The organism is Streptomyces sp. NPDC038707, assembly GCF_040636485.1.
Taxonomy (GTDB): domain Bacteria; phylum Actinomycetota; class Actinomycetes; order Streptomycetales; family Streptomycetaceae; genus Streptomyces.
Map to the genome: position 1 here is coordinate 260,100 of NZ_JBEZUP010000007.1, position 22,971 is coordinate 283,070.

Here is a 22,971-nt window from a genome sequence, read left to right on the forward strand (position 1 = left end):
ATCAGTTCAAGACGTGCTAGCGTCGGATCACGGTCCACCCGCCTCGATGGAGGATTCCCATGACCAACCCCGTCCCCGCCCTGCCCCTGCACGACCTGGCCGGATTCACGCACCGCTGGGTCGACGCCGACGGCGTCCGCCTGCACGCCGTCGAAGGCGGACGGCCGGACGGACCCTCCGTCGTCCTGCTCACCGGGTTCCCGCAGACGTGGTGGGCCTGGCGAAAGGTCATGCCGGCTCTCGCCGATCGGTTCCGGGTCATAGCGATCGACCGGCCGGGCCAAGGCCATTCCGAGCATCCGGAGCTCAGCTACGACACGCACACGGTCGCCGCACACATCCAGGCCGCCGTGAACGCTCTCGGCGTGCGGGACTACTGGCTCGCGGGGCACGACATCGGCGCCTGGGTCGCCTTCTCCCTCGCCCTGAACCACGAGAGCCGGCTGCACGGGGTCGCGCTGCTCGACGCCGGGATTCCCGGCATCACCATGCCGGAAGCGATCCCCCTCGACCCGGCTCTGGCGTTCAAGACCTGGCACTTCGCGTTCCACGTGGTGCCCGGCCTTCCCGAGACGCTGATAGCCGGCCGCGAGCGGGAGTACATCAGCTGGTTCCTGAACACCAAGTCCCTCGCGCCCGACGCGTTCGAGGAAGCGGAGCTCGACCACTACGCCGCGGCCCTCGCCGTCGATGGCGGCCTGCGCGCCGGCCTCGCCTGCTACCGCGACGCCGCCGAGTCCGCGCGCAAGAACCGCGCGGCACTCGGGCAACGGCGACTGACCGTGCCCGTCCTCGCGATCTCCAGCAGCCACGGCTCGATCCCGGACATGGCGGCCTCCATCAGCCCGTGGGCCGAGAACGTGACCGGCGTCATCGTGCCCGACGCCGGTCACTACATCCCCGAGGAGCAGCCCGAGGCCGTCGCCGCCGCCCTCACCGACTTCTTCAGCGGCCGTTAGCGCTCTCACCGGAGGGCGATCCCCCTTGCCGTCGGGGGCGCGTCGGTCACGGGGCCGCCCCGCGCGCCTACGGACGGCCCGTGAACCGCCCGTCACCCCGCTGATGCAGTCAGCCCCGGCCGGCGAGCTGGGTCATCCTCGCCCGCAAGGGTGCCGGCCTGCCGCGTACCGAGGCGTCCAGCCCCGGCCGCTCGCCGACCGCCCTGGCCTGCGCCGGGGCGTCCGCCCCCCGCGCGATCGCCAGGATCTTGCGGTAGTCGCCGGACAGCCCGCCCTCGTCGGCCGCGTCGCCGCGGTGCGGGATGAGCAGGACTGTCCGCCTGCCCGGCCAGGCGGTTCGGCCCGCTCCGCGATCGCCAGGTCGTCCCGCTCGGCCTGGACCTCCTGGAGTTGTTCGGCCAACTCCTCGACGGAAGCGTCCAGTCCGCTCCGGCGGGCAGTGATCCACTACCGCTCCTGCGTCCCCCGCGCCCTGCCGCGTTCATACTGACCTTGCGTGAAGCGGGCATGGTGACCAAGCGTGACCGGCCGCCGCCCGGGCCCTGTTCCGCGCGCGACTGCCGTCGGTCGACGCCGACGAAGCAGTCTCAGCACTCGTTCCGTCAAAGGGGTGCGGCCCCCGGGTCCGGGGCCTCGCCCCCGCCTCAGTCCTTCCCGTGTCGCACCGGGCAGGTGAGTGGCGCGGACTCCGCCGTCGACGGGGAAGGCCGCACGTCGCGTGAGTGCACGTGGACCATGACGTCGCGCAGCGGGCGCAGGGAGATGACCGGGGAGCCGTACTGGAGGGAGTCGCCGGGGACGCGGCTGATCCGGAAGCGCTGGTTGATCATCGCGACGATGGTGCGCAGTTCGAGCAGGGCCATGAAGTTGCCGACGCACTGCCGCGGGCCCGCCCCGAAGGGGAAGTAGGCCATGCGCGGGCGCTCCTTGACGGCCTCGGGGGTGAAGCGCTGGGGGTCGAAGGCCATCGGGTTGTCCCAGTAGCGGGGGTTGTGGTGCGACACCAGCGGCGAGAGCAGGATGGAGGAGCCCGCCTCGATGCCGTAGCCGTCGAGCGTGTCCGGGCCGACGGCGGCGCGCGGGAAGATCCAGATCGGCGGGTGCATCCGCAGGCTCTCGTCCACCACCATCCTGGTGTACGACAGCTCCTCGGCGCTCCGGGCGTCCGGCAGGGTGCCGCCGAGCACGCGGCCGATCTCGCCGTCGACCTCCTCCTGGACGTGGGGGTGCTCGGCGATGGCGATCAGGGTCCAGAAGAGCGCGACGGCGGTGGTCTCGTGACCCGCGAGGTAGACGGTGAGGAGCTCGTCGCGGATCTGCTGGTCCGTCCAGGGGCGGCCGGTGGCGGGGTCCTCGGCCTGCTCCATCAGGGAGATCAGCGAACCCTCGCCGGTGCGCGCGTAGCCCGCGCGGACATCGGCGACGATCCGGTCGAAGACCCGGTGGATGCGGGCGATCTTCCGCTGCCGGTCGGTGGGCACCCAGGAGGGCAGCATCTCCGAGGCCGTGCCGCGGCGGAACATGACCTCGACGACGTCGTCGACGATGAGCTTCAGCACGCGGGAGGACGGCTTGATGTCGTAGGCGAACAGCGAGCGGCTGAGGGTGACGAGGGTGAGCCGGAGCATCTCCGTCATCAGGTCCACGGGCTCGCCGCGGGCGGCCTTGCCCTCCCACTCGTCGAGCATCTCGGTCGTGGCGCGGGCGATGTTGGGGATGATGTCGGCGACGGCGTTCTTGAGGAACACCGGCTGGACCGCGCGGCGGTGCCCGCGCCAGAACTCGCCGTCGGTGGTGAGCAGTCCCTTGCCCATGACGACGCCGAACTGCTCGTAGAGCGGGCCGCGTACGTAGTTGCCGTTGTTCTCCACCAGCACGCGGCGCACGGCTTCGGGGCTGGTGACCTGATGGACCGTCATGGGTCCGAGGCGCATGCGCACGACCTCGCCGTGGTCGCGCTGGAGGCCCAGCAGGAATTCGGCGGTGTTGCGGCGCCAGGAGCCGAGGCTGCCCAGGACGGGCACGCCCTTGGGGCCGGGGGCGGTGGCGGTGGGGCCGGCGGTGGTGACGGTCATCGTGCGTCCTTACGGGTGGTGGTGACGGTCCGTACGGGCCGGGGCGGGATCGGCCGGGCGCTCTTGCCCGGCACGGGGAAGGCGCGCCGCACGAAGAGGTTGTCGAAGACGGCATCCGGTGCCAGCCGCCGCAGCGCGAGGGTGCTGTGGGCGAGGAAGCCGACGGGGTAACGGGCGCGCGGGTGGCTGCTGCGGACCGCGCGTTCGATCGTGCGGGCCACGTCGTCGGCCTGGATGGCGAAGGTGCCGGCCAGCGTGCGGCGGCTGCCGGTGTAGATGGCGTCGAAGTATTCGGCGGTGCGGCGGCGGAAGTCCGCGTAGACCTCGCTGACGGGGCGGAGGTTCGCCACGTACGTCGCGCCGAAGTCGGTGGTGCGGACCGGGCCCGGCTCGATCAGCACCACGCGGACGCCGAAGTCGGCGACCTCCAGCCGCAGGGCGTCGCTGAGCGCCTCGACGGCATGCTTGGAGGCCTGGTAGAAGCCGCCGCCCGGGACGGCGTAACGGCCGAAGATGGACGAGACGTTGACGATGGTGCCGGTGCCCGCCGCGCGCATGCCGGGGAGGACCAGCTGGCTGAGCCGGGCCAGCCCGAAGACGTTGGTCTCGAACTGCCGGCGCATGTCCTCGATGCCGACCTCCTCGACGACCCCGGAGACGGCGAAGCCCGCGCTGTTGACCAGGGCGCCGACCGCGCCGTGTTCCGCTTCGACGGCCGCGACGGCCGCGCGCACGCTCTCCTCGTCGGTGACGTCCAGCGCCAGCGTCCGGATGCCCTCGGCGGTGAGCTCGGCCAGGGTCTCGGGCCTGCGGGCGGTGGCGTACACGACCATGCCGGACCGGTGCAGCCGCCGCGCGGTGGCCCGGCCGATACCCGATGAACAGCCGGTGATCAGCACCGAAATCGGAGACGTCATCAAACTCTCCCGCCTTTTCTCGCACCCCACTGCGAGGTGTGTTCCCGCAAGGGTTCTCGTGGTATCAATGAGGGCACCGCAGCGCGGCGTTCAGGGTTGCCGAAAAAAGATCCGAAGGACCCGGGAAAGGATCCGCATGTATCACCGAATCGTTGCCGCAAAATTACGCAAAGCCTTTGCTCAGATCGACTCCGGAGACTGGCAGTCCATGGTGGACACGCTGGCCCCGAAATTCACCTATGTCTTCTACGGGGAGCACGCGCTGTCCGGGGAACGGCACACCCGCGAAGCGATGAGCCTGTGGTGGGAGCGGGTCTTCCGGCTCATTCCGGACGCCCGTTTCGAACCGCTGGAGATCATCATTTCCGGCGGTCCCTGGCTGACCAAGGTGGCCACCCGGGTGAAGATCGGCGGCCCGCTCCCGGACGGCACCCGCTACGACAACGTCATGACGCAGTTCCTCTACCTGAAGTGGGGCCGGATCACCGAGATCCACACCCTGGAGGACACCGTCGTCCTCCAGCGCGCCCTGGACGCCATCGCCGCCTCCGGAAACGCCGAGGCGCACGCCGCGCCCATCACGGACGCGGACGCGCGCGCCGTCCGGCGCGGCTGACGCGCGGGCCCCGCCGGCCCCGGCACCACCACCGCGTGGTGCCGGGGCCGGGCCGGGTCAGCCCAGGGCGCCGAGCTGCTTGGCCAGTTCCAGGCCGTCCAGCGAGAACCAGCTCTCGACGATGATCCCGTCGCGGAACTCGTCGATGACGATCCCGCTCACGGAGAACTCCCGGCCGAGGGCCGGCACGCCCTCGTAGGGCTCACCGGTGTGGGTGCCGCTGGCGGTGAACCGGCTGACGACCTTGTCGCCCTCCAGGATCCAGTCGTCCACCACGACCTTGAGGTCGGGGAAGGACGCGCGCTGGAGCCGCACCCACTCCTTGAGGTGCTCCACGCCCTCCTTGCCGTTGGGCGCGGTGCCGTGGCTGATGTGGTCGTCACCGGCGCCCTCGTAGATGACGTCGAGATTTCCCTTGTTGAGGCACTCCTCGTAGTAGCGCTCCAACACCGCCTTGTTCTGCTGCAAGGTCGACATGCGAACCACTCCCATTTCTCTCGATAGAATTCGATGTTTATTCCAGGGGCATACGGCGACGACTCCGCAATGCCATGACGGTGGCATTGCCCGCTGGTTATGTCAACCGTTTCCGAGCGGCCTGGGAAAACCCGTGACCGTGAGTACGGGAAGCCCCGACACCACGCTTTTCGCGCGCCACACCCCGAGGGCCGGATCACCCTCGACGACGGAATTCCCCTGCTCCTCGGAATGCAGGGTGACCCGGCCGACGACCAAGGGGTCGACGGCCACCGAGAGGCCCGCCAGCGCCTTCGCGCACAGCCGCACGACGTTCTCCAGGACGGATACGGCGAGCGCCGTACGCGGCACGCTGGGCGTCGCCCAGAGGTCGTTGGAGGCGCACGGCCGCACCTCGGCCGACCAGCGGCCGTCGGGCAGCTGCGTCCAGGCGGCGGCCGGGACCACCGACGAGCGCCAGCGCAGCATCGGCGGCCCGGAACGCCAGGTGGTCGTCCGCGCGACGGCCGGCCGCGGTGGGGCGGGCGAGCGCGTGTCCCCCGGTTCGTAGACGACCCGCAGGCTCGCCCGCGGCCCGTCGGGGCCGTCGTCCGGCCGCCGGAAGGACACGTCGACGACCCAGGTGCGCCCCTCGCGGGTGCCGGTGATCTCCCGCTCCCAGACGGTGGTGGGACCGTCCAGGCGCAGCAGCTCCAGGGGTACGACGATCTCCTCGAGGCAGTCGACGCGCAGCGCGGGGAAGTCCTCCGGGACGATCCACTCGGCGCCCCGGACCGCGCTCTCCAGCAGCAGGCTCACCGGCACCGCCTCGACGCCGCCCATGAGGAAGTCCGTCAGGACGGGCGCCCGTTCGCGGTCGAAGGTGACGCGCGAGACCATCCGGCTGTGCGGCCGGTAGGTGACGACCTCCCCCAGGTGGTAGATCTTCGGGAAGGTGTCGGTGAAGCCGGGCAGGTCGGGCACGATGGGGTAGCCGATGGCCTGCCCCGGGTCGATCGCCGCGCCCAGCGGGCCCACGAAGGTGACCTCGCCGTCGGAACCCGCGGCCAGCTCCGCCTGCCACTTGGCGAGGCCGTCGGTGACGTCGATGGCGGCCATGTAGCGCAGCGTCGCCGAGAAGTTGGCGATCAGGCCGATGCGGTCCCAGGTCGGCCAGGCGAGCGTCATCACCGGGAAGCCGGCCCGGCCGCTCGCCCAGCGGCCCAGGCGCGCCAGCCCCTCGTTGGCCGCGGCGTACTCGAGCTGGCCGACCATGCCGCCCAGCCGCCCGGTGAGGGAGCCCACGCTGCAGAAGAACTTCAGCGGGTGGCCGCGGAGTTCGCCGAAGAGGTGGGCGAAGCCCTCGATCTTCGTGCGGACGGTGGCGAGGATCTCGTCGTCCGTCTTCTTGGGCAGCCGTGCCGCGGTGTCGACCCCGGCGTTGTGCACGACTCCGGTCAGGGTGGCGCCCTCGCGGGCGACGAGCTCGCGGACCTGGTCGCGGTCGGTGAAGTCACACTGGGCGTAGTCCACGCGCAGCCCGCGCGCACGGGCGCCGGTGACGTTGGCCGCGAGCTCCCACAGGCGGCGGATCCGGGCGATGTCCCGCCGGGTCCGGGCCGGCGGGCGGCCGCGGTTGTCGGCCCACACCTGCTTCTCGTAGACCTTCAGTTCGGCCTCGTCCATGCCGGCCCACGGCTCGTCACCGGTGGGGAAGGGCTCCCGGCCGGTCACGACGACCCGCAGGCCGTGGCGCTCGGCGAGGGTGCGGGCCAGCTCCCAGCCGATGCCCCGGCCGCCGCCGGAGATCAGCACGCTGTCGTCGGGGCCGAGTTCGACGACGGGCTCGCCGGCCGGGCGGGCGGAGGGGGTGAGGGTCAGGCGCTGGCCGTCGCGGTAGCCGACCTCCAGCTCGCCCGGCCTGCCCAGCTCGGCGGCGACGATGCCGGGCAGGTCGTCCACCGCGGACAGGGCGGTGTCGACGACGCGGGCGTTGCAGTTGGGGAACTCCCGGTGCAGCGTCTTCGCCAGGCCCGCCCAGATGCCGCCCAGCGGCTGCGCGAGGTCGTCCTGCGGGTGGTGGCCCATCCCGCCACCGAGATAGGTGACGGCGAGGTAGAACAGGCGGCTCGCCGAGGTCTCCTCGGCCCAGTCGTCGTAGTGCTCGCGCAGGGCGCCGACGGTGCGCAGCAGCGGTTCCCGCCAGACCTCCCCGAGGCCGTCGTCGCCGGGGACGCGGCCGACGGTGAGGTCGACGATCGCGTCCACGGGCCCGCCCGGCGCCTGCCGGCGCACGAGGGCGCCGCGCTCGGTCAGGGCCCGCTCGACGGCGGTGGCGGCCTCGGCCCGCTCCTCTCCGTCCGCGAGGAGCAGCACGCGCATGCCCGTGAGCCGGGCGGGCCCGCCGGGCCGCTGCGGCAGGCTGGTGAGCTGCCACACCATGCGGGTCATCGGCTGGACCGCGGTGTCCTTCGCGGCGGGCCCGGCCGTCGTCTGCGGGGACTCCATGGTCATGTCCCTTTCCGGTCGGGCGCGTCGAGGGCCACGGCCTCGCCTGTGCGGGCGTCGACGTAGCCGATCAAGGTCGCCTGGAGGTCCTTCATCTGGAGGAGCATGCGGCCGTCGGGCCGGGTGGCGACGAAGCGGTTGTCGACGCGGTCGGCGGCCAGGTCGAAGCCGGGCGGTGTGGCGTAGAGGTCGATCCGGTCCTCGCCGGTGGACAGCACGTGGTCGTTGGCCTCCTCGTAGAGGTCGATGCGGCGGATCGCCAGCGGTGCCGCGACGGGCACGAGGTGGCCGTCGACGAGGTCCAGCACCCCGACCCGCGCCAGGCCGTCCAGCAGGACGCACGGGACGGTGAACCGCGCCCACGCGGGGTCGTCCTCGGGGAGCGCCAGGGCGTAGCGCCCGCGCTTGCCCTGGGGGTGGATGCGGGTGTCGGCGGTGGAGACGAAGGGGCCGGTCAGCTTCACCGGTGCGCCGGGCTGGTGGTACGGGTCAGGCACCGGGGTGTCGTCGGCGGTGTCCCAGTGCTCCCAGCGGGGCGCGGCCGGGAAGGCGTCGGCGAGCAGGACGCGGGCCGCGAAGTGCACCCGGTCCGCGATCAGGACGGCGCCGCTCGGCGCGACCACGTCCTCGGTCACCAGGACCTGTACGACGGTGGCGTCGCCCTGCTCCCCGGTGATCTCGGCCTTGATGCGCTTGGGCCGGGCCGGCAGGTCGCGGTAGACGCGCAGGAAGTGCTCGAACCGCAGGTCCTCGAAGGCGATGACGTGCTTGCCGGGCACCAGGTGCCGGGCGGCCTCCGCCGCGATCTCGGTGACGAAGGTGCCGGGCAGCGTCGGTTCGCCGCGTACGGTGTGGTGCTCCAGATAGCCGTCCGTCTCCAGGTCGAAGCGGCACTCGAACACCGCGGACTTGGTGTCGGACTCGACCACGCGGCGCAGGAAGAAGCCGGGGTCGCGGCCGGTGAGGTAGCCGGGGTAGAAGGTCTCCACCGTGGCGTGCTCGGCCTCGCCCAGGTGCACGACCGAGGGCCGCCGCACGGGGGCGTGCAGTTCCCGCACGAAGTGGTGGACGCCTTCGGGGACCGGCATGTTGCTGTACGAGCCGGCCCGTTCGTAGTACGCCTTCGTCAGCTCGTTGGCACCCATGCCGACGCTCGCCCACAGGGTCCAGCCGATGGTGACCTCGGCGTGGTCCGTGGTGGCCGCGGCGTAGGTGGAGGCGCTGGCCAGGAAGTCGTTGGCCGAGGCGTAGTCGGCCTCCCCGAGCTGCCCGAAGTAGCCGAGCAGGGAACCGAAGTTGCACCACAGGCGGGGCGGCGCGGAGCGCAGCGCGTGCTTCAGGTTGAGGTAGGACTCGACCTTGAGGTCACGGATGGAGGTGAACTCCGCGTAGTCCTTGTCCCTGATGAGCGCGGAGCGCTGGAGCCCCGCGGCGTTGACGAGCAGGTCGACGCGGCCCTGTTCGGCGAGGACGCGGCCGATCGCCTTCTCGACCGCGGCGCTGTCGCGCGTGTCGCAGGTCAGATAGGTGACCCGGCCGGCGCCGCTGTGGGCGGCCATCGCGTCGAGGTTCTGCCGGGCGGTGCGGGCGTTGACCATCCGGTCGAATTCCTTGTTGATGCTCGCGACCGTCCGGCCCCCGCGCTTGGCGAGCTCGGCGGAGATGAACGCCTTGCGGCCCGCCGCGAACTCCTCGTCGCTCCCGGCGTAGACCGAGGGCGGGTAGCTGTCGAGGGAGTTGCTGCCGAGCACGTAGATCCGCGGGGCGAACCGCTCCGCGAGCGCCTTGAGCACCTCGGCGGTGATGCCCCGGGCGCCGCCGGCGACGACGACCACGGAGTCCCGGCCGAGGACGAGCGGGGTGTCCGCGCCCAGGTCGTTGGGCTCGTCCTTGAGGCGGTACACCAGGCGGACGCCGTCGGCGTCGACGACGACGGGGAAGTCCCGCCGCGCCCGGCTCTCCGCCTCGACCCGCTCCACGGCCTCGCCGGTGTCGGTGGCCGAGGTCAGCAGGGCGAAGCCGGCGGCGTCCGGGAGCTCCAGGCCCGCGGTCTTCAGCAGGCCGGTGAACAGGCCGGAGAAGGGATGCGGGGTGCCGTCGGACACCGCGCCCTGGAGCAGGACGACGAGGGAGGAGCCGGGTCCCGACAGGTCCTCGTAGGCGTGCTGCACGGCCAGGTAGGCGGCGCTGTGCAGGGCGAGGAGCGCCGGTGAGCCCTCGGTGAGGGCCTGCCCGGGGGCCACCGCGCGGCTCAGGTCGCTGAACACCCGCAGTCGGGTGACCGGCTTCCCGGAGCCCGCCAGCGCCTCGCGTACGGCCTCCGGTGTGACCTCGGGCAGGTGGTGCCAGCCGGGGCGCGGGGCGTCGAGCGGGGTGGTGGACAGGACCGTGAGCCCGGTGGCGTCCCGGCCCGCGGCACGGGCGAGGAGGCCGGGCGCGTCGGTGACGACGGCCGTGCCGGCCGCGAGGAAGGGGATCGCCTCCCGTACGGTCACGGGCGGCACGGCCTCCAGGACGGGCACGTGGCGGCGGACGCGCAGCGGCGTGCCGGCCCCCGTGCGCTCCTGCGAGAGGAAGCCCTCGGGGAGCGTGCCGGTGGTCGTGCCCGTGGTCGTGCCGGTGTCCTGGGCCGGGGCGGAGCCGGCCCTGTCCGCGGCCTCGGCGGGCTCGCCCGGCACGGTCAGCCGGAGCCGGGCACCGGCCGCGGTGCCGTCCTCGTCGCTGGAGAGGACGACCGTGCCCGCGGGACCGTGCAGTGCCCTGAGGACGGCCAGTCCCCCGGCCGCGCCCAGATAGCGGGCGTTCTCGGGGGCCGAGGAGCCGCACAGCAGGGTGTCCCGGTGTGTCTCCGTGCCGCCGAACGCCTCGTCGACGTACGCGAGGACCGGCAGGCCCGCGCGCTCGGCGCGCTCCTCGGTGGTGAGGGCGAAGAGGAAGCCCCCTTCGGCCAGTTCCGTCGCGTGCTCCGGGAGGAGCTCGCCGATCAGGGACCGGTATTCGGGCAGGCTGTTGCCGTTGATGCCGCCCGCCAGCGCGAAGCCCAGCTCACCGGTGCGCAGGTAGCGGCTGGCGGAGGTGATCGACGACAGGGCGGAGGCGAAGCCGGAGTCCATCGTCATGTTCGGGCCGTGGAGGTCGAAGTAGTTCGACACGCGGGCCGAGATGATGTTGGGCATCTGTCCGGGGAAGGAGTCCTCGTTGGACTCCGGGATCATCGAACGCACCTGCTCGCGCAGCCGGTCGAGGATCCGCGGCACGGCGGCGGAACCGGCCCGCGGCGAGTCGGCGAGCGCCCGCTCGACGTCGTCGAGGTAGCAACGGTTGGCGTAGAGCATCGCGGCCCGGGTGGGGCCCATGTGGCCGACGAAGACGCCGGTCTTGGCGGCCTGCTCGCTCCAGAAGTCGGGCATCTGGTCGCGGAGCTGGTGCGCGCACTCCAGGATCATCAGCTGGCAGCGGTCGAGGGCGCGGATCGTCTTCGGAGGGAGCCGGACCTTGCTGAAGGGCGGCGGCGGGTAGTCGGCGCCGAAGCTGTCGAGCGGCCGGCGGCCACCGGACAGCCAGTTCGCGACCTCGTCGCGCCCGTCCAGGCCGGGCAGGTGGGCGGACCAGCCGACGATGGCGACCCGGCGCTCGGTGTCCGGGGTCTTGGTGACGGGGGTCTCCGCCGCCTCGGCGGGCGGCAGCGGCTCGGAGACGATCAGGTGGGCGTTGGTGCCGCCGAAGCCGAAGCCGGAGACGGCCGCGAGGCGGGGCCCCTCGGCGCTCTGTGGCCACTGCCGCGGCTCGGAGGTCACCTCCAGCTCGGTCTCCTCGAGCCGGAAGTCGGCGCGGGGGGCGCTGAAGCGGAACTGCCCGGGGATGGTGTGCTCCTCCAGGCCCTTCAGGTTCTCGATGAGCGAGACCACGCCGGCCGCCCAGCCGGTGTGTCCGATCAGGGACTTGTTGGAGGTGACGACGGTGGGCCGGGAGGTGCCGAAGTGCTCGCGCAGGGTGGTGAACTCGGCGAGGTCGCCCGCGGGCGTGCCGGTCGCGTGCGCGTTGATCCACTGCACGTCGTCGCCGTCGACCTCGCCGGCGTCGAGCGCGCGCCGCACGGCGAGGCTCTGCCCGTCGGAGTTCGGGGCGTAGATCGCCTTGCCCTTGCCGTCGGAGGACGAGCCGAAGGCGCGCAGCACACCGAGGACACGGTCGCCGTCGCGCCGCGCCTTGCTCAGCCGCTTGAGGACGACGAGGGCGGCGCCGTCGGCGAAGATGACGCCGTCGGCACTCTCGTCCAGGGCGTGCACCTTGCCGCTCTTGGAGAGCCCCTGGAGCTTGGAGAAGAGCACCGTGCCGCGCGGCGCGAGGGCGAACGCCCCGCCGCAGACGGCGATGTCCTGCTTGCCCATCAGCAGGCCCTTGGCCGCGATGTCGATGGCGTAGAGGGACGAGGAGCACGCGGTGTCGACCATGTGGAGCTCGGTGGACGGCGGGAGGATGCCCTCCATCGCCAGCTCGCCGACCCGGTGCGGCAGGAAGCGCGCGGGGTCCTGCCCGCCGCGCCGGTAGCGCCGGGCCAGCGCCTCGTCGATGTCGTCGCGCAGTCCCTGCCGCTCCCCCGCCGGTACGTCGAGGTCGTCGACGATGCCGTGGGTGAGCCGGGTCAGGCTCTGCAGGACCCCGGCCTCCTCCAGGTGCTGGCTGCCGTCGGGGGTGTAGCCGATGACGAAGGAGGCACTGTCGGTGGGGCTGTGGCTGACCCCGTCGAGCGCCTGCACCAGGCTGTGGCGCAGCCACTGCGTGGTCAGCTCCTGCTGGTCCGCGCCGCCGGGCATGCCGTCCAGGGCGCCCTCGGCGGGGGTGAAGCCGGTGATGAAGACGCAGCGGTCGGCGTACGCCTTGTCCTCGGCCGCCAGGTCGGGCGAGTGGAAGCTCTCGTGCTGCCAGCGGTCCTGGGGGACCTTGACGAAGAGTTCGTCCCCCGTCATCCGCAGCTTCCAGAACTCCTCGGGGCTGTTGGCCCCGGCCACGGCCATGCCCATGCCGACGATGGCGATCACGTCGTCGCCGTCCTCGGGCTCGGGCTCCGCCTCGGGCACGGACACGAGCGCGGGCCGTACGGTTTCGGCCGTCTCCCGCGCCGCCGAGTACCGTTCCACCGGCGACTCCTCCACCGGCGACTCCTCCACCGGCGACTCCTCCACCGGCGGCTCTTGCGCCGCGCCGGGCGCCGGCGGGGAGAGCAGGGACGCGCCGAGGGTGAGGCCGCCGTCGGCCAGGATGACCTGGCCGGTGATCCACCGGGACTCGTCGGAGGCGAGGAAGGCGACGACGGAGGCGAACTCCTCCGGCGTGCCGAGCCGCCCCAGCGGTGTGGCCCGCGCGATGACCTCCTGCATCTCGGCGGCCCGGGGGAACTTGTCCGCCACCTCGCTGCTCAGCATGGCGGCGGAGGCCGTGTTGACCCGGATGTTCAGCGGTGCCAGTTCGACCGCGAGGTAGCGGGAGGCGGCCTCGGCCGCGGCCTTGGCCGGTGCGCAGGCGAGGTAGTTGGCCATCACCATCTGGGAGCCGCCCAGTGCGGAGACCGTGACGATGGAGCCGCCGCCCGACCTGCCCATCAGCGGTGCCGCGGCCCGCGCGCAGCGCAGTCCGCCCTTGAGGTTGGTGTCGAGGGCCTTGTCGAGGTGGGCGTCGGTGGTCTGCTCGAGCGGGAGCAGGGCGCCGTCTGCCGCATTGTTGATCAGGATGTCGAGGCGGCCGTGCAGCCGGTCGATCTCCGCGAACATCCGGTCGACCTGCTCCTGCCGTGCCACCGAGGCACGGATCAGGTCGACCCGGACGCCCTCGGCGACCAGCTCGTCACGGGTCTGCTTGGCCTGGTCGTGCGAGTGGAAGTAGTTGAGGACGATGTCGGCACCGCGTGCGGCGAGTTCCCGCACGATCGCCTTCCCGATCCCCTTCGACCCGCCGGTGACCAGGGCCACCTTGCCGGTGAGGTCTTTCATGGAGCCATGTCCTTACTCACGTCTAGCGAGGAAACGAGCGGGGCTGTTGGGACGTGCGGTGGTCAGGCCGCGCCGGCGTGCTCGCGGGCGCCGTTCAGCTCGGCGATCACGAAGTCGGCGATCGTGTCCATCGTGTTGTAGTGGGAGAGACGGAAGCCGGACGCGCGCGGCGGCAGGCCGTAGCGCTCGGAGACGCGGGAGAGCAGCTCCACCTGCTTGACGGAGTCGACGCCCAGTTCGGCCTCCAGCTGCACGCCGCCCTCGAAGACCTCCTCGGGGTACTCCAGGGCCTCGGCGTACAGGGCGCGCAGGGCGGCGAAGACCTCGTCGCGGTCGAGTCCGGTGTTCGCGGCGGGCGCGGCCGCGGGGGCGGCGGCCGTCTCGGCGGGGGCGGCGGGCGCGGCGGCGGGCGTGTTCTCCCGCTGGAAGGCGGCGAGTTCGTCGCGCACGTAGGTCAGGACGTCGTCGCCGTGCTTCGCCCAGTAGGCCTCGAAGACGTCGGCCGGCACGGCCGGGGCCAGCAGCCCGCCGAGGGTGGGGGCTCCGGCGGCGCGGGCGAGGCCCGCCTCCCGCAGGACCTCCAGGGTGGCGCCGAGGGCGGGGCGGCCGCCGCCGTCGAGGACGAGCGTGGACAGGGCGCGCACGTCGGAGCCCTGGGTGAGCCGGGTGACGAGCTTGGTCAGCGCGGCGCGCCCGCCCGCCTCCACGAAGGTGGTGACACCGGACTGCTGGAGGTGGCGCACGGCGGTAGCGAACCGGACCGGCTTGACGAAGTGCTCCGCCAGCAGGTCGGCCAGGGCGTCGTCGGGCTCGTAGTAGCGCTGGAGGATCGGCGAGTACACCGGGCGGCGCAGCGGGTGCTGGTCCAGCTTGCGGACGTACGCGGCGAACTCCGGGGCGGCCGGGGCCAGGGCGGGGGTGTGGAAGGGGAAGGGCGCGTCGATCGCTATCGCGTTGATGCCCAGCTGCCGGGCTATGGCCGTGACGCGGTCCAGGACCTTGTCCGGGCCGCTCACCACGGTCTGCTCGTCGTGGTTCTCGGTGGCGACGGCCAGCAGCGGCTCGCCCACCAGGTCCAGCAGCAGGCGGACGCGGTCGGCGCCGGCGGTGAGGGCCAGCATGCGGCCGTCTATGCCCTGCTGCCGCTGGATGACCGCCACGCGCTGCGCGACGATGCGCACGCCGTCCTCGACCGAGAAGGCGCCCGCGGCCACGAGGGCGGTGATCTCACCGAGGCTGTGGCCCACGAGGACGTCCGGCTCGAAGCCCTGGGCGGCGAGGGTCTCGTACGCGGCGAGGCCCGCGGCGTAGATGGCCACCTGCGAGACCCACGGGTCGTCGGCGAGCAGCTCGCCGAGGTCCGCCTTCTCCTGGCCGAACAGGGTGTCCGTGATCCGCCGCGCGAAGAGGTTCTGCGTCTCCGCGTCGATCTGCTCGAATACCCGGCGGATCTGGGGGTAGCTCTCCTTGGCCGCGCGCAGCGCCTCGCTGTCGAAGCCGCCCTGGCCGGGGAAGAGGAGTGCGGTGTTCTGTGCCATGCCGATGTCTCCGTTGCTCGGGTGAGTGGGGGTGGGGGTGGTTTCTCGGTGCACACGGCTGCGCCGCGTGTCCTCGGTCGCCGGAGGTCGCCGGACGGGCTCGGGTGAGCGCGGTGCGGTCCGCGGCCTGCGGGCATCACGTGGCTGAGGAAGGGGACCGGGGCGGAACCCGCGAGAAGAGGAGCTGGGCCGCCTGGGGAAAAGGGGCGCTGGGCCGCCTTGGGAAAGGGGAGCTAGGCCGCCTGCCGCGCCGGTGCGGCCAGGAGGTAGTCGCCCATCGGGCCGAGGTTCTGGGCTATCAGGCGGTCGGCGAGCCGTGCCGCCGGAGGGACGTGCCGCGGCAGGCCGCGGGCCAGCCACTGGACGAAGCGCAGCTTCCAGCCGGGGCCGGGGCCCGGTTCGAGGTGGTCCAGGAGCGCGTGGATGTTGCGCGCGGAGTAGAAGTGCGCCGGATCGACGGCGGTGGCGAACATCCCCACCATGTCCCGCCCGTGTGTGGGGCTGCGGCTCATGGCGCGGATGAAGGCGATCTCCTCCCGCGTGTGGTTCGCGATCACGGCGTGGTCGCAGGTGTAGCGGTAGTGCCCGGTCACCATCTCGTCGCGCCGCCGCTCGTAGCGGGCGAGCGCGTCCGGCAGCGGGGTGCGTCCCGACAGGCCTGAGTCGATGGCCTCGGCGAGGAGTTCGGCGCCCCGCAGCCCGTAGGTGATGCCGGAGGCGGTGATCGGGTCGCGGGTGTAGCCGGCGTCGCCGACGAGCGCCCAGCCGGGGCCGTGCGAGCGGCGCAGGAAGTTGGGCACCGCGCCCGTCAGCCACTTGTCGGCCCGCTTGGTCTCGCGCAGCAGCTGGGCCCGCTCGGGGTCCACCTCGGCGAACGCGGAGATGACCGTACGGTCGCGCTCCTCCTCGCTGCCGGCCTTGAAGTCGGCGACGGGCAGGGCCACTCCGACGATGGTCAGGCCGTCGTGCGTCGGCCAGGTGAAGGTGTGCTTGCCCGCGTGGCGGTAGGTGCGGACCTTCCCGTCGTGCGGGATGCCCTCCCAGTAGGACCAGTGGCTCTTGTTGAGCACGGGCTGTGTGGCGTACTTCTCCGCGCCGACGAGGCGGGCGACGGTCGAGTTGGAGCCGTCGGCGCCCACCACGAGACGGGCGTGCTCGACGGCGGTGACGCGCTCCCCGGACTGGCCGCGTACGCCGGTGACGGTGCCGTCCTCGTCCTTGAGGAGCTCGCGGAGGGAGAAGCCCTCACGGAACTCGGCACCGGCCGCGACGGCCGCCTCCAGCAGGATGCGGTCGAGTTCGGCGCGGTCCGGGGAGTACGCCTCGTCCACGCCGTCGACGGCCGGGAGGCGGGCCATCAGCTGCGCCGGGCCGCTCTTGAGGCCGTACTCGTGGATGGGCGGGCAGCCGGTGGCGGTCAGCCGGTCGAGCAGGCCCCAGTTCTTCAGCCGGAGGATGCCCGGCGGGTGGACCAGGTTGGTGGCCGCGGCCTTCCCGCCGGGGAAGGTGGCGCGGTCGAGGAGCAGGACCTTGTATCCCGCTCTGGCGAGCAGCATGGCCGTGGAGGCGCCGCCGACCCGCGCTCCCACCACAATCACGTCGTACATGTACGTCCCCCAAGTCGTGCGGTTTTCCGGCTGATTGCCGGAGAACCGGTGGTGCTTGTCCTGCGGCCTGGCTCAGCGCGGGTTCTCCACGAGCGCGCCGTCCCGCGGCAGGCCCGTCTCCTGTGTCCCGCCCCGTGCCGCGACGTGCTCGCCCCGGGAGCGGCGGGGGGCGACGAGGATGGCGAGACAGCCCAGGGCGGCGAAGCCGGCGCCCACCCAGGAGGCGGGGACCAGGCCGTCGACGAACCGCTGCGGTGTCCCGTATCCGCCCTGCGCGGTGAAGACCGAGGTGAGGACGGCGACTCCGAAGACGCCGCCGAGTTCGCGGAAGGTGTTGTTGGCTCCGGAGGCGATGCCCTGGTCGCGCGGGGCGACGATGTTCATCGCCATCTCGGCCACGGGCGCGAAGAACAGCCCGAGGCCGATCCCGCCCAGCACCAGGCCGGGCACCTCGTCGGAGTAGGCGGTGTGCGTGCCGACGACGGAGGCGAGCCAGCCGAGCGCGACGGCCTCGGCCAGCAGGCCGAGCGCTACCACGAGGCGGTTGCCGATCCGCGCGGTGAGCAGGGCGGCGATCGGGGCGATCACGACCGGCATGGCCGTCCAGGGCAGCATCCGTACGCCCGCTCCGAGCGGGGAGAAACCCTGGATGTTCTGCATGAACTGGGTCAGCAGGAACACGAGCCCGAACATCGCGGCGAACATCAGCAGGCTGGCCACGTTGACAGCGCTGAACGAACGGTTGCGGAACAGCCGCAGCGGCAGCATGGGATGGCGGGTGCGCGCTTCCCAGAGCACGAAGGCGATGAGCAGCACCACCCCGCCGATCAGGGAGACCAGCACCTTGCCGCTGGTCCAGCCGTCGTCGGTGGTGCGCACCAGGGCGAAGACCACGCCGAACATGCCGAGGATGACCAGCACGGTGCCGCCGATGTCCAGGGAGCTCTCGGGGTGGGTGCTCTCGGCGAGCTTCCAGGCGCCCAGCAGCAGCACCGCGATGCCGATCGGCACATTGATCCAGAAGATCCACTGCCAGGAGATCTTCTCGACGACGGTGCCGCCGATCACGGGGCCGAGGGCGACGGCGAGACCGCTGAGCGCGCCCCAGATCCCGAGGGCCATGCCGCGCTTGCGCTCGGGCACCGCGGCGGTCAGCAGGGTCAGGGTCAGGGGCATCACGATGGCCGCGCCGAAGCCCTGCACGGCGCGGGCGACGATCAGCTGCCCGGAGGAGTCGGACAGGGCACAGGCGGCGGACGCCGCGGTGAAGACGACCAGGCCCACCAGGAACATCCGGCGGCGCCCGAAGCGGTCACCCGCCGCGGCGCCGGCCATCAGGAACACCGCGAAGGCCAGGGTGTAGGCGTTGACCGTCCATTCGAGGTCCTGGAGGCTCGTGTCGAGGGACTCCCGGATGGCGGGCAGCGCGGTGATCACGACGAGGTTGTCGAGCGCTGCCATGAAGACCGCGAGCCCGGTCACGACGAGGGTCCAGACGGGGTTCCCGCGTGGACCTGACCGACTCAGCATGAGGGACCCTTCGTACGAGTGGACGGCGTGGGGGTGCCGGTTGGGGGGGCGGCGGGCCCGGACGGCGCGGACAGGGTGTCCAGTGCCTCGCGCCACAGGGCCGCCAGCCGGTCGGCCCCGGGAAGTCTGCGGTCGTACAGGAAGCTCACCCGGACCCGGGAGCCGCAGCAGAGCAGCGTCACGGAGAGGGCGTTGCCCGGCAGGAGCACGCCGAGCGGTATCGCGTCGATCACAGGGTCGCCCTTGAAGGACAGGTATTCCGGCTGGCGGTAGTTGGAGGCGTAGAGCGGGGAGGAGCGGGGGCTGAGCAGGCGCCTGACGATCCATCGGGTCAGGGCCGCCGGCAGCAGGGCGACCAGCGCCCTGCTCGCCGGCCGCAGGCCCCGCGAGCGCATCCGGTGGGTGCCCTCGACGAGTTCCGCGAAGGCCGCGTCGGTGCGCAGCCCCTGGCCGGGGAGCGCGACGACCGCCGTCGTGAGGTGGTTGCCGGGTGCCGCCTCCTCGCCCGTGGACCGGGTGTTCAGGGGCATCCGGACGGGTACGGGCGACGTGCGGAAGACGGACCGCACCCCGTCCTTCTCCCCCGTGGCGCTCCAGGTGGCGAGCGCGCTCCAGAGCGCCATGAGGAAGGCGTCGTTGAACGTGCCGCCGAACCGCTCCCCGAGCAGGCCGAGTTCGCGCTGGGTCGCGCTGGTGCTGCACACGGCGAGGTGGCCGGGGCGGGGTTTGGGGGCCTTGGGCCAGCGCCGGGCGGGCAGCAGTCCGCGCACCAGGCCGGCGCCCACGGTCAGCGTCCCGCGGACCAGTTCGTCGGGGCACGCCCCGAAGAGCGGTCCCTGCTCGTCCCGGCCCGTCCGCTCCGGTTCCGTACCGTCGCCGAACAGGGACCCGACGACGTGCACGGCACCCATGCCGTCCTCGGTGCTGTGGTGGACGCGGTAGCACACCGCGTACTCCCTGGGTGCGTAGCCGTGGACGAGGTGGAGGGACCACATCGGTCCGCCGCCGCGCGGCAGCGGCAGTCGTGCGAGGGCGGTCAGCACTTCGTCGAGCGTGGTGCCCGCGGGGAACTCCTCCTCGCTGAGGTGGTCGCGTATGTCGAAGCACGAGCTGGGCACTTGGTACGCCCGGCCCGATGCGGTGGTCGTCCGGTAGGTCAGCCGTGGCAGGCCGGGCAGCCTGGCCATGAGGTGGTCACGCAGCTCCGCCAGTGAGGGCGGGCTGCCGCGGAACCTCAGGAACTGGCCGTGGATCAGGCCGGGTTCCCGGCCCATGGAGAGGAAGACCTCGTCGATCGGGTTGAGTGGGCGTTTCAATTCCGCTCCCAGTCGAGCACTCAGGGCGTCACATCGACGTGGTCAACGGCCCTGCGGGCGACGCGGGACGCGCCGTGCGCGGCCGGGGCGTGTGGACACGCGGCAACGGTGCAGGACACGGGAATTCTCCCTTTCGACGACGCTGGGGCGTGGGGACGACCGGCTTTCACGACACCCAGTATCAAAGGATCACGGCACGGCCTGTCAAGGAATCCCGGGACTCTCCCGCGGGGCGAGAAACGGGTCCGCGCTATCCAGTTTCCCGCCCCGCGAGAAACGGCATTTCAGGAGCGCGGTGCCACGTTTCCCGCGTTATTCCGCAATGAAGAGTTAACCTTGGGGAAACTCAGTACGAGCTGGCGGTCTCCGCCGACCAGGCGCCGTGGCCGCCCGCCCGGCTGAATCCGTCGGCCGCCCGCTTGGTGGCGCGGGCCAGGCTGGGCCAGGACGGGAGGCAGTCCTTGGGCTTGAGCACCGCGACGGCCCCCATGATGAATCCGTCCCAGCGCACCGGGGCCGCACAGCCGAGCCACCCGGCCGCGCACTCCTCCATGTCGAGGGCGACGCCCTTGCTCCGTACGTCCTCCAGGGACAGCATGAGTTCGGCGTTGTCGCGGTAGGCACCCGGGCCCGCGCCCGCGGGGGCCGGCTCCTCCAGGACGGCCTCCTGGAGGATCCCGGGGAGGTGGGCGAGGATGGCACGGCCCGCGGCGCCCGTGCGCAGCGACTGCGAGATCTCGAGGAAGGCCCGGTGGCCGATGCCCAGTTCGGAGAGGTCGGAGTCGCCGACGGCCATGTCCAGGCACTGCTTCCTGGCCCCGCCGAAGGGCGCCAGCGCGAAGAGGAAGACCAGCCCCTCGTCGGTCTCCGCGCGCAGTTCCTCCAGGAGAGCGTGCGAGACGCGGGTGTTGGGGGCGTGGGACAGCGCCTTCAGGCCGAGCCGCGCGGCACCGAAGCCGAGCCGGTACAGGCCGCGGCCCTCGCGGGCGAACGTGCCGTCGTAGACACCGGACTGGAGGATCCGGTGGACGGTGGAGTCGTCCAGTCCGGTTATCTCGGCCAGTTCACCCGGACCGTGCACCTGCCCCTCGATCTCGGTGAACGCCCGCTGGACCCGGAATACCCGGTCAGCATGGGTACTTCCCCCTAAAGCGCCGTTCCTGCCCATGAAGTCCACTCCCCCCTGGTTGGCCCCACACGGTGATCAACACGGTCAACAGGCTAACCACTATCGGCCGCGAACCAGGAGTTCGCCCGGGCACGAACGGACAAGCGGAACGTGAAACGGAATCTTTGCCCTGGGCTGCGCGGCGGGGCGGCGGGCAGCACCTGACGGGCCGGTCCGGGGGCGGCCAGGGCTACATCCCCAGCATGCCCGCGCCGGGGACGCCTGGCGGGGCCGTCCGCAGCGCGAGGGTGCAGCCGCGACCGCCGCGCTGGTGAGCGGCACCGCGCACACCGGCATCGGCAGCGGGGCCCGCGGCGCGCCGACCACGGTGAACGGCACGACGGCCAGGGCCGCGAGCGGCGCGCCGGCGAGGGCCGGGACGACCGCGTGCGGGAGCATCGGCACGCGGAAGCGGAACGGTGACCAAGCGGAACGGTGCCGCTCGGCGCGTCGGACAGCGTCGGTTTCCGGCCTGGCCGGTTCGGCGGGCACGCCCACCGCGACATGGCCGGGCGGCAGGGCCACGACGGGGCACAGCGTCCCGTGCCGCCACCGGCCCGCGTGCCAGGAGCGGCCGCCGTCGACCCGGCCGGTCTCCCGCGCGTTCGTCCCCGCAGCCCGGCTGTGCCGGCACCGACGCCGGCGGCCCCCGGCGAGCACCCTGCCGTCCGCCGGCGCGGCCCTCCGGTCCACGACCGCCTCAGCCGGCTCCGCTGGTGCTTGGCCGGCGGTACGGCGACCGGTACGGCGGCATCGTCCGCCTGCTCGCCGGTCAGCGGCTGCGCGAGCCGGTCGCGGGTGTCAGGAGCCGGCCGCTGCCGCTGCTCGGGCGCGTCCAGGACGGGTGCTCGGGCGCGTCCGGGACGGGGAGGTCCCGTGGGCGCACGAGCGCGGCGCCGCCGGGCCCGCCACCTCGTTTCCCGGGACCGTCCAAGCCGTCCCTCGGCCGACGTCGCACCCCGGCCGACCGTGCACGGGATCGTCAGGGGACTGTCCGGGCTGTCACGCGGCCCCGGTGAACTGGGCGGCCTGACTACTGGTCTCGTCGCCTCCGACGACCGGGGCACGTCCGTGCTTGACGCATCGCTGGGAATCGGTTTCCCGAGTGACAAGCATTTTCCGCCTGAAGATTGAGGAAATTATCCCGTCGGAAAGCACAGAAGACCCTGGAGGAAGCTCCCAGTTCCAGTAATTCGCGGAGCGGCGGGACGTATTCGTCATGCCGAACAACGCCCCGGCGGCGTCAGGGCACTTGCCGACTGCCATACTCGCACCCGGCAACGGGCCCGGCCTGATCACTCCGGAGGAGTCCGCACCCATGTGGTCCACCATCGTGGCGGTACTCGGCACGCTCGCCGGTGCCGCCCTGGCGGGATACGTCCAGCGGGCCGGTGACCGGCGGGCCCGGGAACACGCGCACCGTCAGGAGGTGGCGCGCGCCGTCGCCGAGTTGCTGGAGGCCATCGTCCGCCACCGGGAAGTGCACTGGCTGGTCGTGGAGTCCCGGCGCACCGGTGCGCCGGGGACGGAGGAGGAGCGCACGGCCCGGGCGACCACCCGCAGCGCGGCCACGGTCGCCCGCGACCGGGTCGGACTCCTCGTCGACTCGGATCCCGCGCTTCTGGACGCCGCCGAGACCGCGTGGCGGGCGGCCGTGGACCTGCACGACATAGTCCTGGGCCCGGCGACCGGCGGCCGGTTCGCGCCCGAGGTGGAGGCGGCGCTGGAAGCGGCCCGGGACCGGTGCCGCCACGCTCACACCGCGCTCCGCGTCGCGGGATCCGCCTACGTGCACGCTCGTTGAGAAGGCGCCGCACGCGCTGCCGTCGGTGAGGGAACGGCCCCGGTCCGTTCCCACCGTCGGGGGAGGTGTCCGGGCCCCCTGGAATTGCCGCCCGGGTGCCGAGCCCGGATAGTGGAGGGGGAGGCTGAGGAACGGCGGGCGTCTTCGCGCACGCCGTCGTGTGCGCCCTTGCCGGTCGCCGGGGCGCGGCCCTGGTCGGTCCGGGCAGCCGCTGCTCGCCGGTGCCGGTGTCGTGTGCCGCCGTGCCGGTCCCCGTGCCCTCGGGTCCGACGCGGCGCGGGCGCCCTCGCTCCGCTCCGCGCACCGCCTCCCCGTCCGCTCCCCGCCGGAGACGCTCGGAACCCATCGCCGAAAGGACCGACCATGCCGGTGTGCACAACCCGCGACGGAACCGACATCTTCTACAAGGACTGGGGCCAGGGGCGCCCGGTCGTGTTCATCCACGGCTGGCCGCTCAACGGCGACGCCTGGCAGGACCAGCTCAAGG

General features: G+C 72.5%; 14 protein-coding genes. 4 read left to right on the forward strand and 10 right to left on the reverse strand.

What is annotated here, in order from left to right:
• The first annotated feature begins 59 nt into the window (after positions 1 to 59).
• Complete coding sequence (locus tag AB0E62_RS13110) at positions 60 to 959, forward strand: alpha/beta hydrolase (RefSeq protein WP_362191743.1); 900 nt, start codon at positions 60 to 62, stop codon at positions 957 to 959.
• A gap of 644 nt (positions 960 to 1,603) precedes the next feature.
• Here AB0E62_RS13110 and AB0E62_RS13115 read toward each other — a convergent pair.
• On the reverse strand, positions 1,604 to 3,034 hold the full coding sequence (locus AB0E62_RS13115; RefSeq protein WP_362191745.1) for a cytochrome P450: 1,431 nt from the start codon (positions 3,032 to 3,034) through the stop codon (positions 1,604 to 1,606).
• Positions 3,031 to 3,951, reverse strand: a complete 921-nt coding sequence (locus AB0E62_RS13120; RefSeq protein WP_362191747.1) for an SDR family NAD(P)-dependent oxidoreductase — start codon at positions 3,949 to 3,951, stop codon at positions 3,031 to 3,033. Before AB0E62_RS13120 ends, AB0E62_RS13115 begins: the two co-directional genes overlap by 4 nt.
• A 136-nt stretch (positions 3,952 to 4,087) precedes the next feature.
• Between AB0E62_RS13120 and AB0E62_RS13125 the strand changes: the two genes are divergently transcribed.
• On the forward strand, positions 4,088 to 4,567 hold the full coding sequence (locus AB0E62_RS13125; protein WP_362191749.1) for a nuclear transport factor 2 family protein: 480 nt from the start codon (positions 4,088 to 4,090) through the stop codon (positions 4,565 to 4,567).
• Positions 4,568 to 4,624: 57 nt separating this feature from the next.
• On the opposite strand, the gene AB0E62_RS13130 is transcribed toward AB0E62_RS13125, so the two are convergent.
• The 8 genes from AB0E62_RS13130 to AB0E62_RS13165 all read right to left on the reverse strand — a co-directional run bounded on the left by AB0E62_RS13130 (position 4,625) and on the right by AB0E62_RS13165 (position 20,680).
• Positions 4,625 to 5,044: an ester cyclase gene (locus AB0E62_RS13130; protein ID WP_362191751.1), complete on the reverse strand. Its 420-nt coding sequence runs from the start codon at positions 5,042 to 5,044 to the stop codon at positions 4,625 to 4,627.
• 102 nt (positions 5,045 to 5,146) lie between these two features.
• Positions 5,147 to 7,537 carry a KR domain-containing protein gene (locus tag AB0E62_RS13135; RefSeq protein WP_362191753.1) on the reverse strand — a complete coding sequence of 797 codons (2,391 nt, stop codon included), beginning with the start codon at positions 7,535 to 7,537 and terminating at the stop codon, positions 5,147 to 5,149.
• Positions 7,534 to 13,521 carry an SDR family oxidoreductase gene (locus tag AB0E62_RS13140; RefSeq protein ID WP_362191755.1) on the reverse strand — a complete coding sequence of 1,996 codons (5,988 nt, stop codon included), beginning with the start codon at positions 13,519 to 13,521 and terminating at the stop codon, positions 7,534 to 7,536. Before AB0E62_RS13140 ends, AB0E62_RS13135 begins: the two co-directional genes overlap by 4 nt.
• A gap of 62 nt (positions 13,522 to 13,583) precedes the next feature.
• On the reverse strand, positions 13,584 to 15,059 hold the full coding sequence (locus tag AB0E62_RS13145) for an acyltransferase domain-containing protein (RefSeq protein WP_362191757.1): 1,476 nt from the start codon (positions 15,057 to 15,059) through the stop codon (positions 13,584 to 13,586).
• A 233-nt stretch (positions 15,060 to 15,292) separates the two neighbouring features.
• Entirely contained in the window at positions 15,293 to 16,666 is a 1,374-nt protein-coding gene (locus AB0E62_RS13150) for an NAD(P)/FAD-dependent oxidoreductase (RefSeq protein ID WP_362191759.1), read from the reverse strand.
• A 72-nt stretch (positions 16,667 to 16,738) separates the two neighbouring features.
• Entirely contained in the window at positions 16,739 to 18,196 is a 1,458-nt protein-coding gene (locus tag AB0E62_RS13155) for an MFS transporter (RefSeq protein WP_362191761.1), read from the reverse strand.
• The gene (locus AB0E62_RS13160; RefSeq protein ID WP_362191763.1) at positions 18,190 to 19,512 is read right to left on the reverse strand and encodes a wax ester/triacylglycerol synthase domain-containing protein; all 1,323 of its coding nucleotides are present in this window, start codon (positions 19,510 to 19,512) and stop codon (positions 18,190 to 18,192) included. Before AB0E62_RS13160 ends, AB0E62_RS13155 begins: the two co-directional genes overlap by 7 nt.
• Before the next feature lie 346 nt (positions 19,513 to 19,858).
• Positions 19,859 to 20,680: an IclR family transcriptional regulator C-terminal domain-containing protein gene (locus AB0E62_RS13165; protein ID WP_362191765.1), complete on the reverse strand. Its 822-nt coding sequence runs from the start codon at positions 20,678 to 20,680 to the stop codon at positions 19,859 to 19,861.
• Positions 20,681 to 21,998: 1,318 nt separating this feature from the next.
• On the opposite strand from AB0E62_RS13165, the gene AB0E62_RS13170 reads away from it, so the two are divergent.
• Positions 21,999 to 22,484: a hypothetical protein gene (locus tag AB0E62_RS13170; protein WP_362191767.1), complete on the forward strand. Its 486-nt coding sequence runs from the start codon at positions 21,999 to 22,001 to the stop codon at positions 22,482 to 22,484.
• A gap of 363 nt (positions 22,485 to 22,847) precedes the next feature.
• Positions 22,848 to 22,971 (forward strand): alpha/beta hydrolase (locus AB0E62_RS13175; protein ID WP_362191799.1); only part of this gene is annotated, 124 nt, incomplete at its 3' end.

Coding starts and splice junctions, on each gene's coding strand:
- AB0E62_RS13165 (WP_362191765.1), bottom strand. CDS start 20,680: ATGGGCAGGAACGGCGCTTTAGGGGGAAGTACCCATGCTGACCGGGTA.
- AB0E62_RS13145 (WP_362191757.1), bottom strand. CDS start 15,059: ATGGCACAGAACACCGCACTCCTCTTCCCCGGCCAGGGCGGCTTCGAC.
- AB0E62_RS13110 (WP_362191743.1), top strand. CDS start 60: ATGACCAACCCCGTCCCCGCCCTGCCCCTGCACGACCTGGCCGGATTC.
- AB0E62_RS13130 (WP_362191751.1), bottom strand. CDS start 5,044: ATGTCGACCTTGCAGCAGAACAAGGCGGTGTTGGAGCGCTACTACGAG.
- AB0E62_RS13125 (WP_362191749.1), top strand. CDS start 4,088: ATGTATCACCGAATCGTTGCCGCAAAATTACGCAAAGCCTTTGCTCAG.
- AB0E62_RS13135 (WP_362191753.1), bottom strand. CDS start 7,537: ATGACCATGGAGTCCCCGCAGACGACGGCCGGGCCCGCCGCGAAGGAC.
- AB0E62_RS13155 (WP_362191761.1), bottom strand. CDS start 18,196: ATGCTGAGTCGGTCAGGTCCACGCGGGAACCCCGTCTGGACCCTCGTC.
- AB0E62_RS13150 (WP_362191759.1), bottom strand. CDS start 16,666: ATGTACGACGTGATTGTGGTGGGAGCGCGGGTCGGCGGCGCCTCCACG.
- AB0E62_RS13140 (WP_362191755.1), bottom strand. CDS start 13,521: ATGAAAGACCTCACCGGCAAGGTGGCCCTGGTCACCGGCGGGTCGAAG.
- AB0E62_RS13115 (WP_362191745.1), bottom strand. CDS start 3,034: ATGACCGTCACCACCGCCGGCCCCACCGCCACCGCCCCCGGCCCCAAG.
- AB0E62_RS13120 (WP_362191747.1), bottom strand. CDS start 3,951: ATGACGTCTCCGATTTCGGTGCTGATCACCGGCTGTTCATCGGGTATC.
- AB0E62_RS13170 (WP_362191767.1), top strand. CDS start 21,999: ATGTGGTCCACCATCGTGGCGGTACTCGGCACGCTCGCCGGTGCCGCC.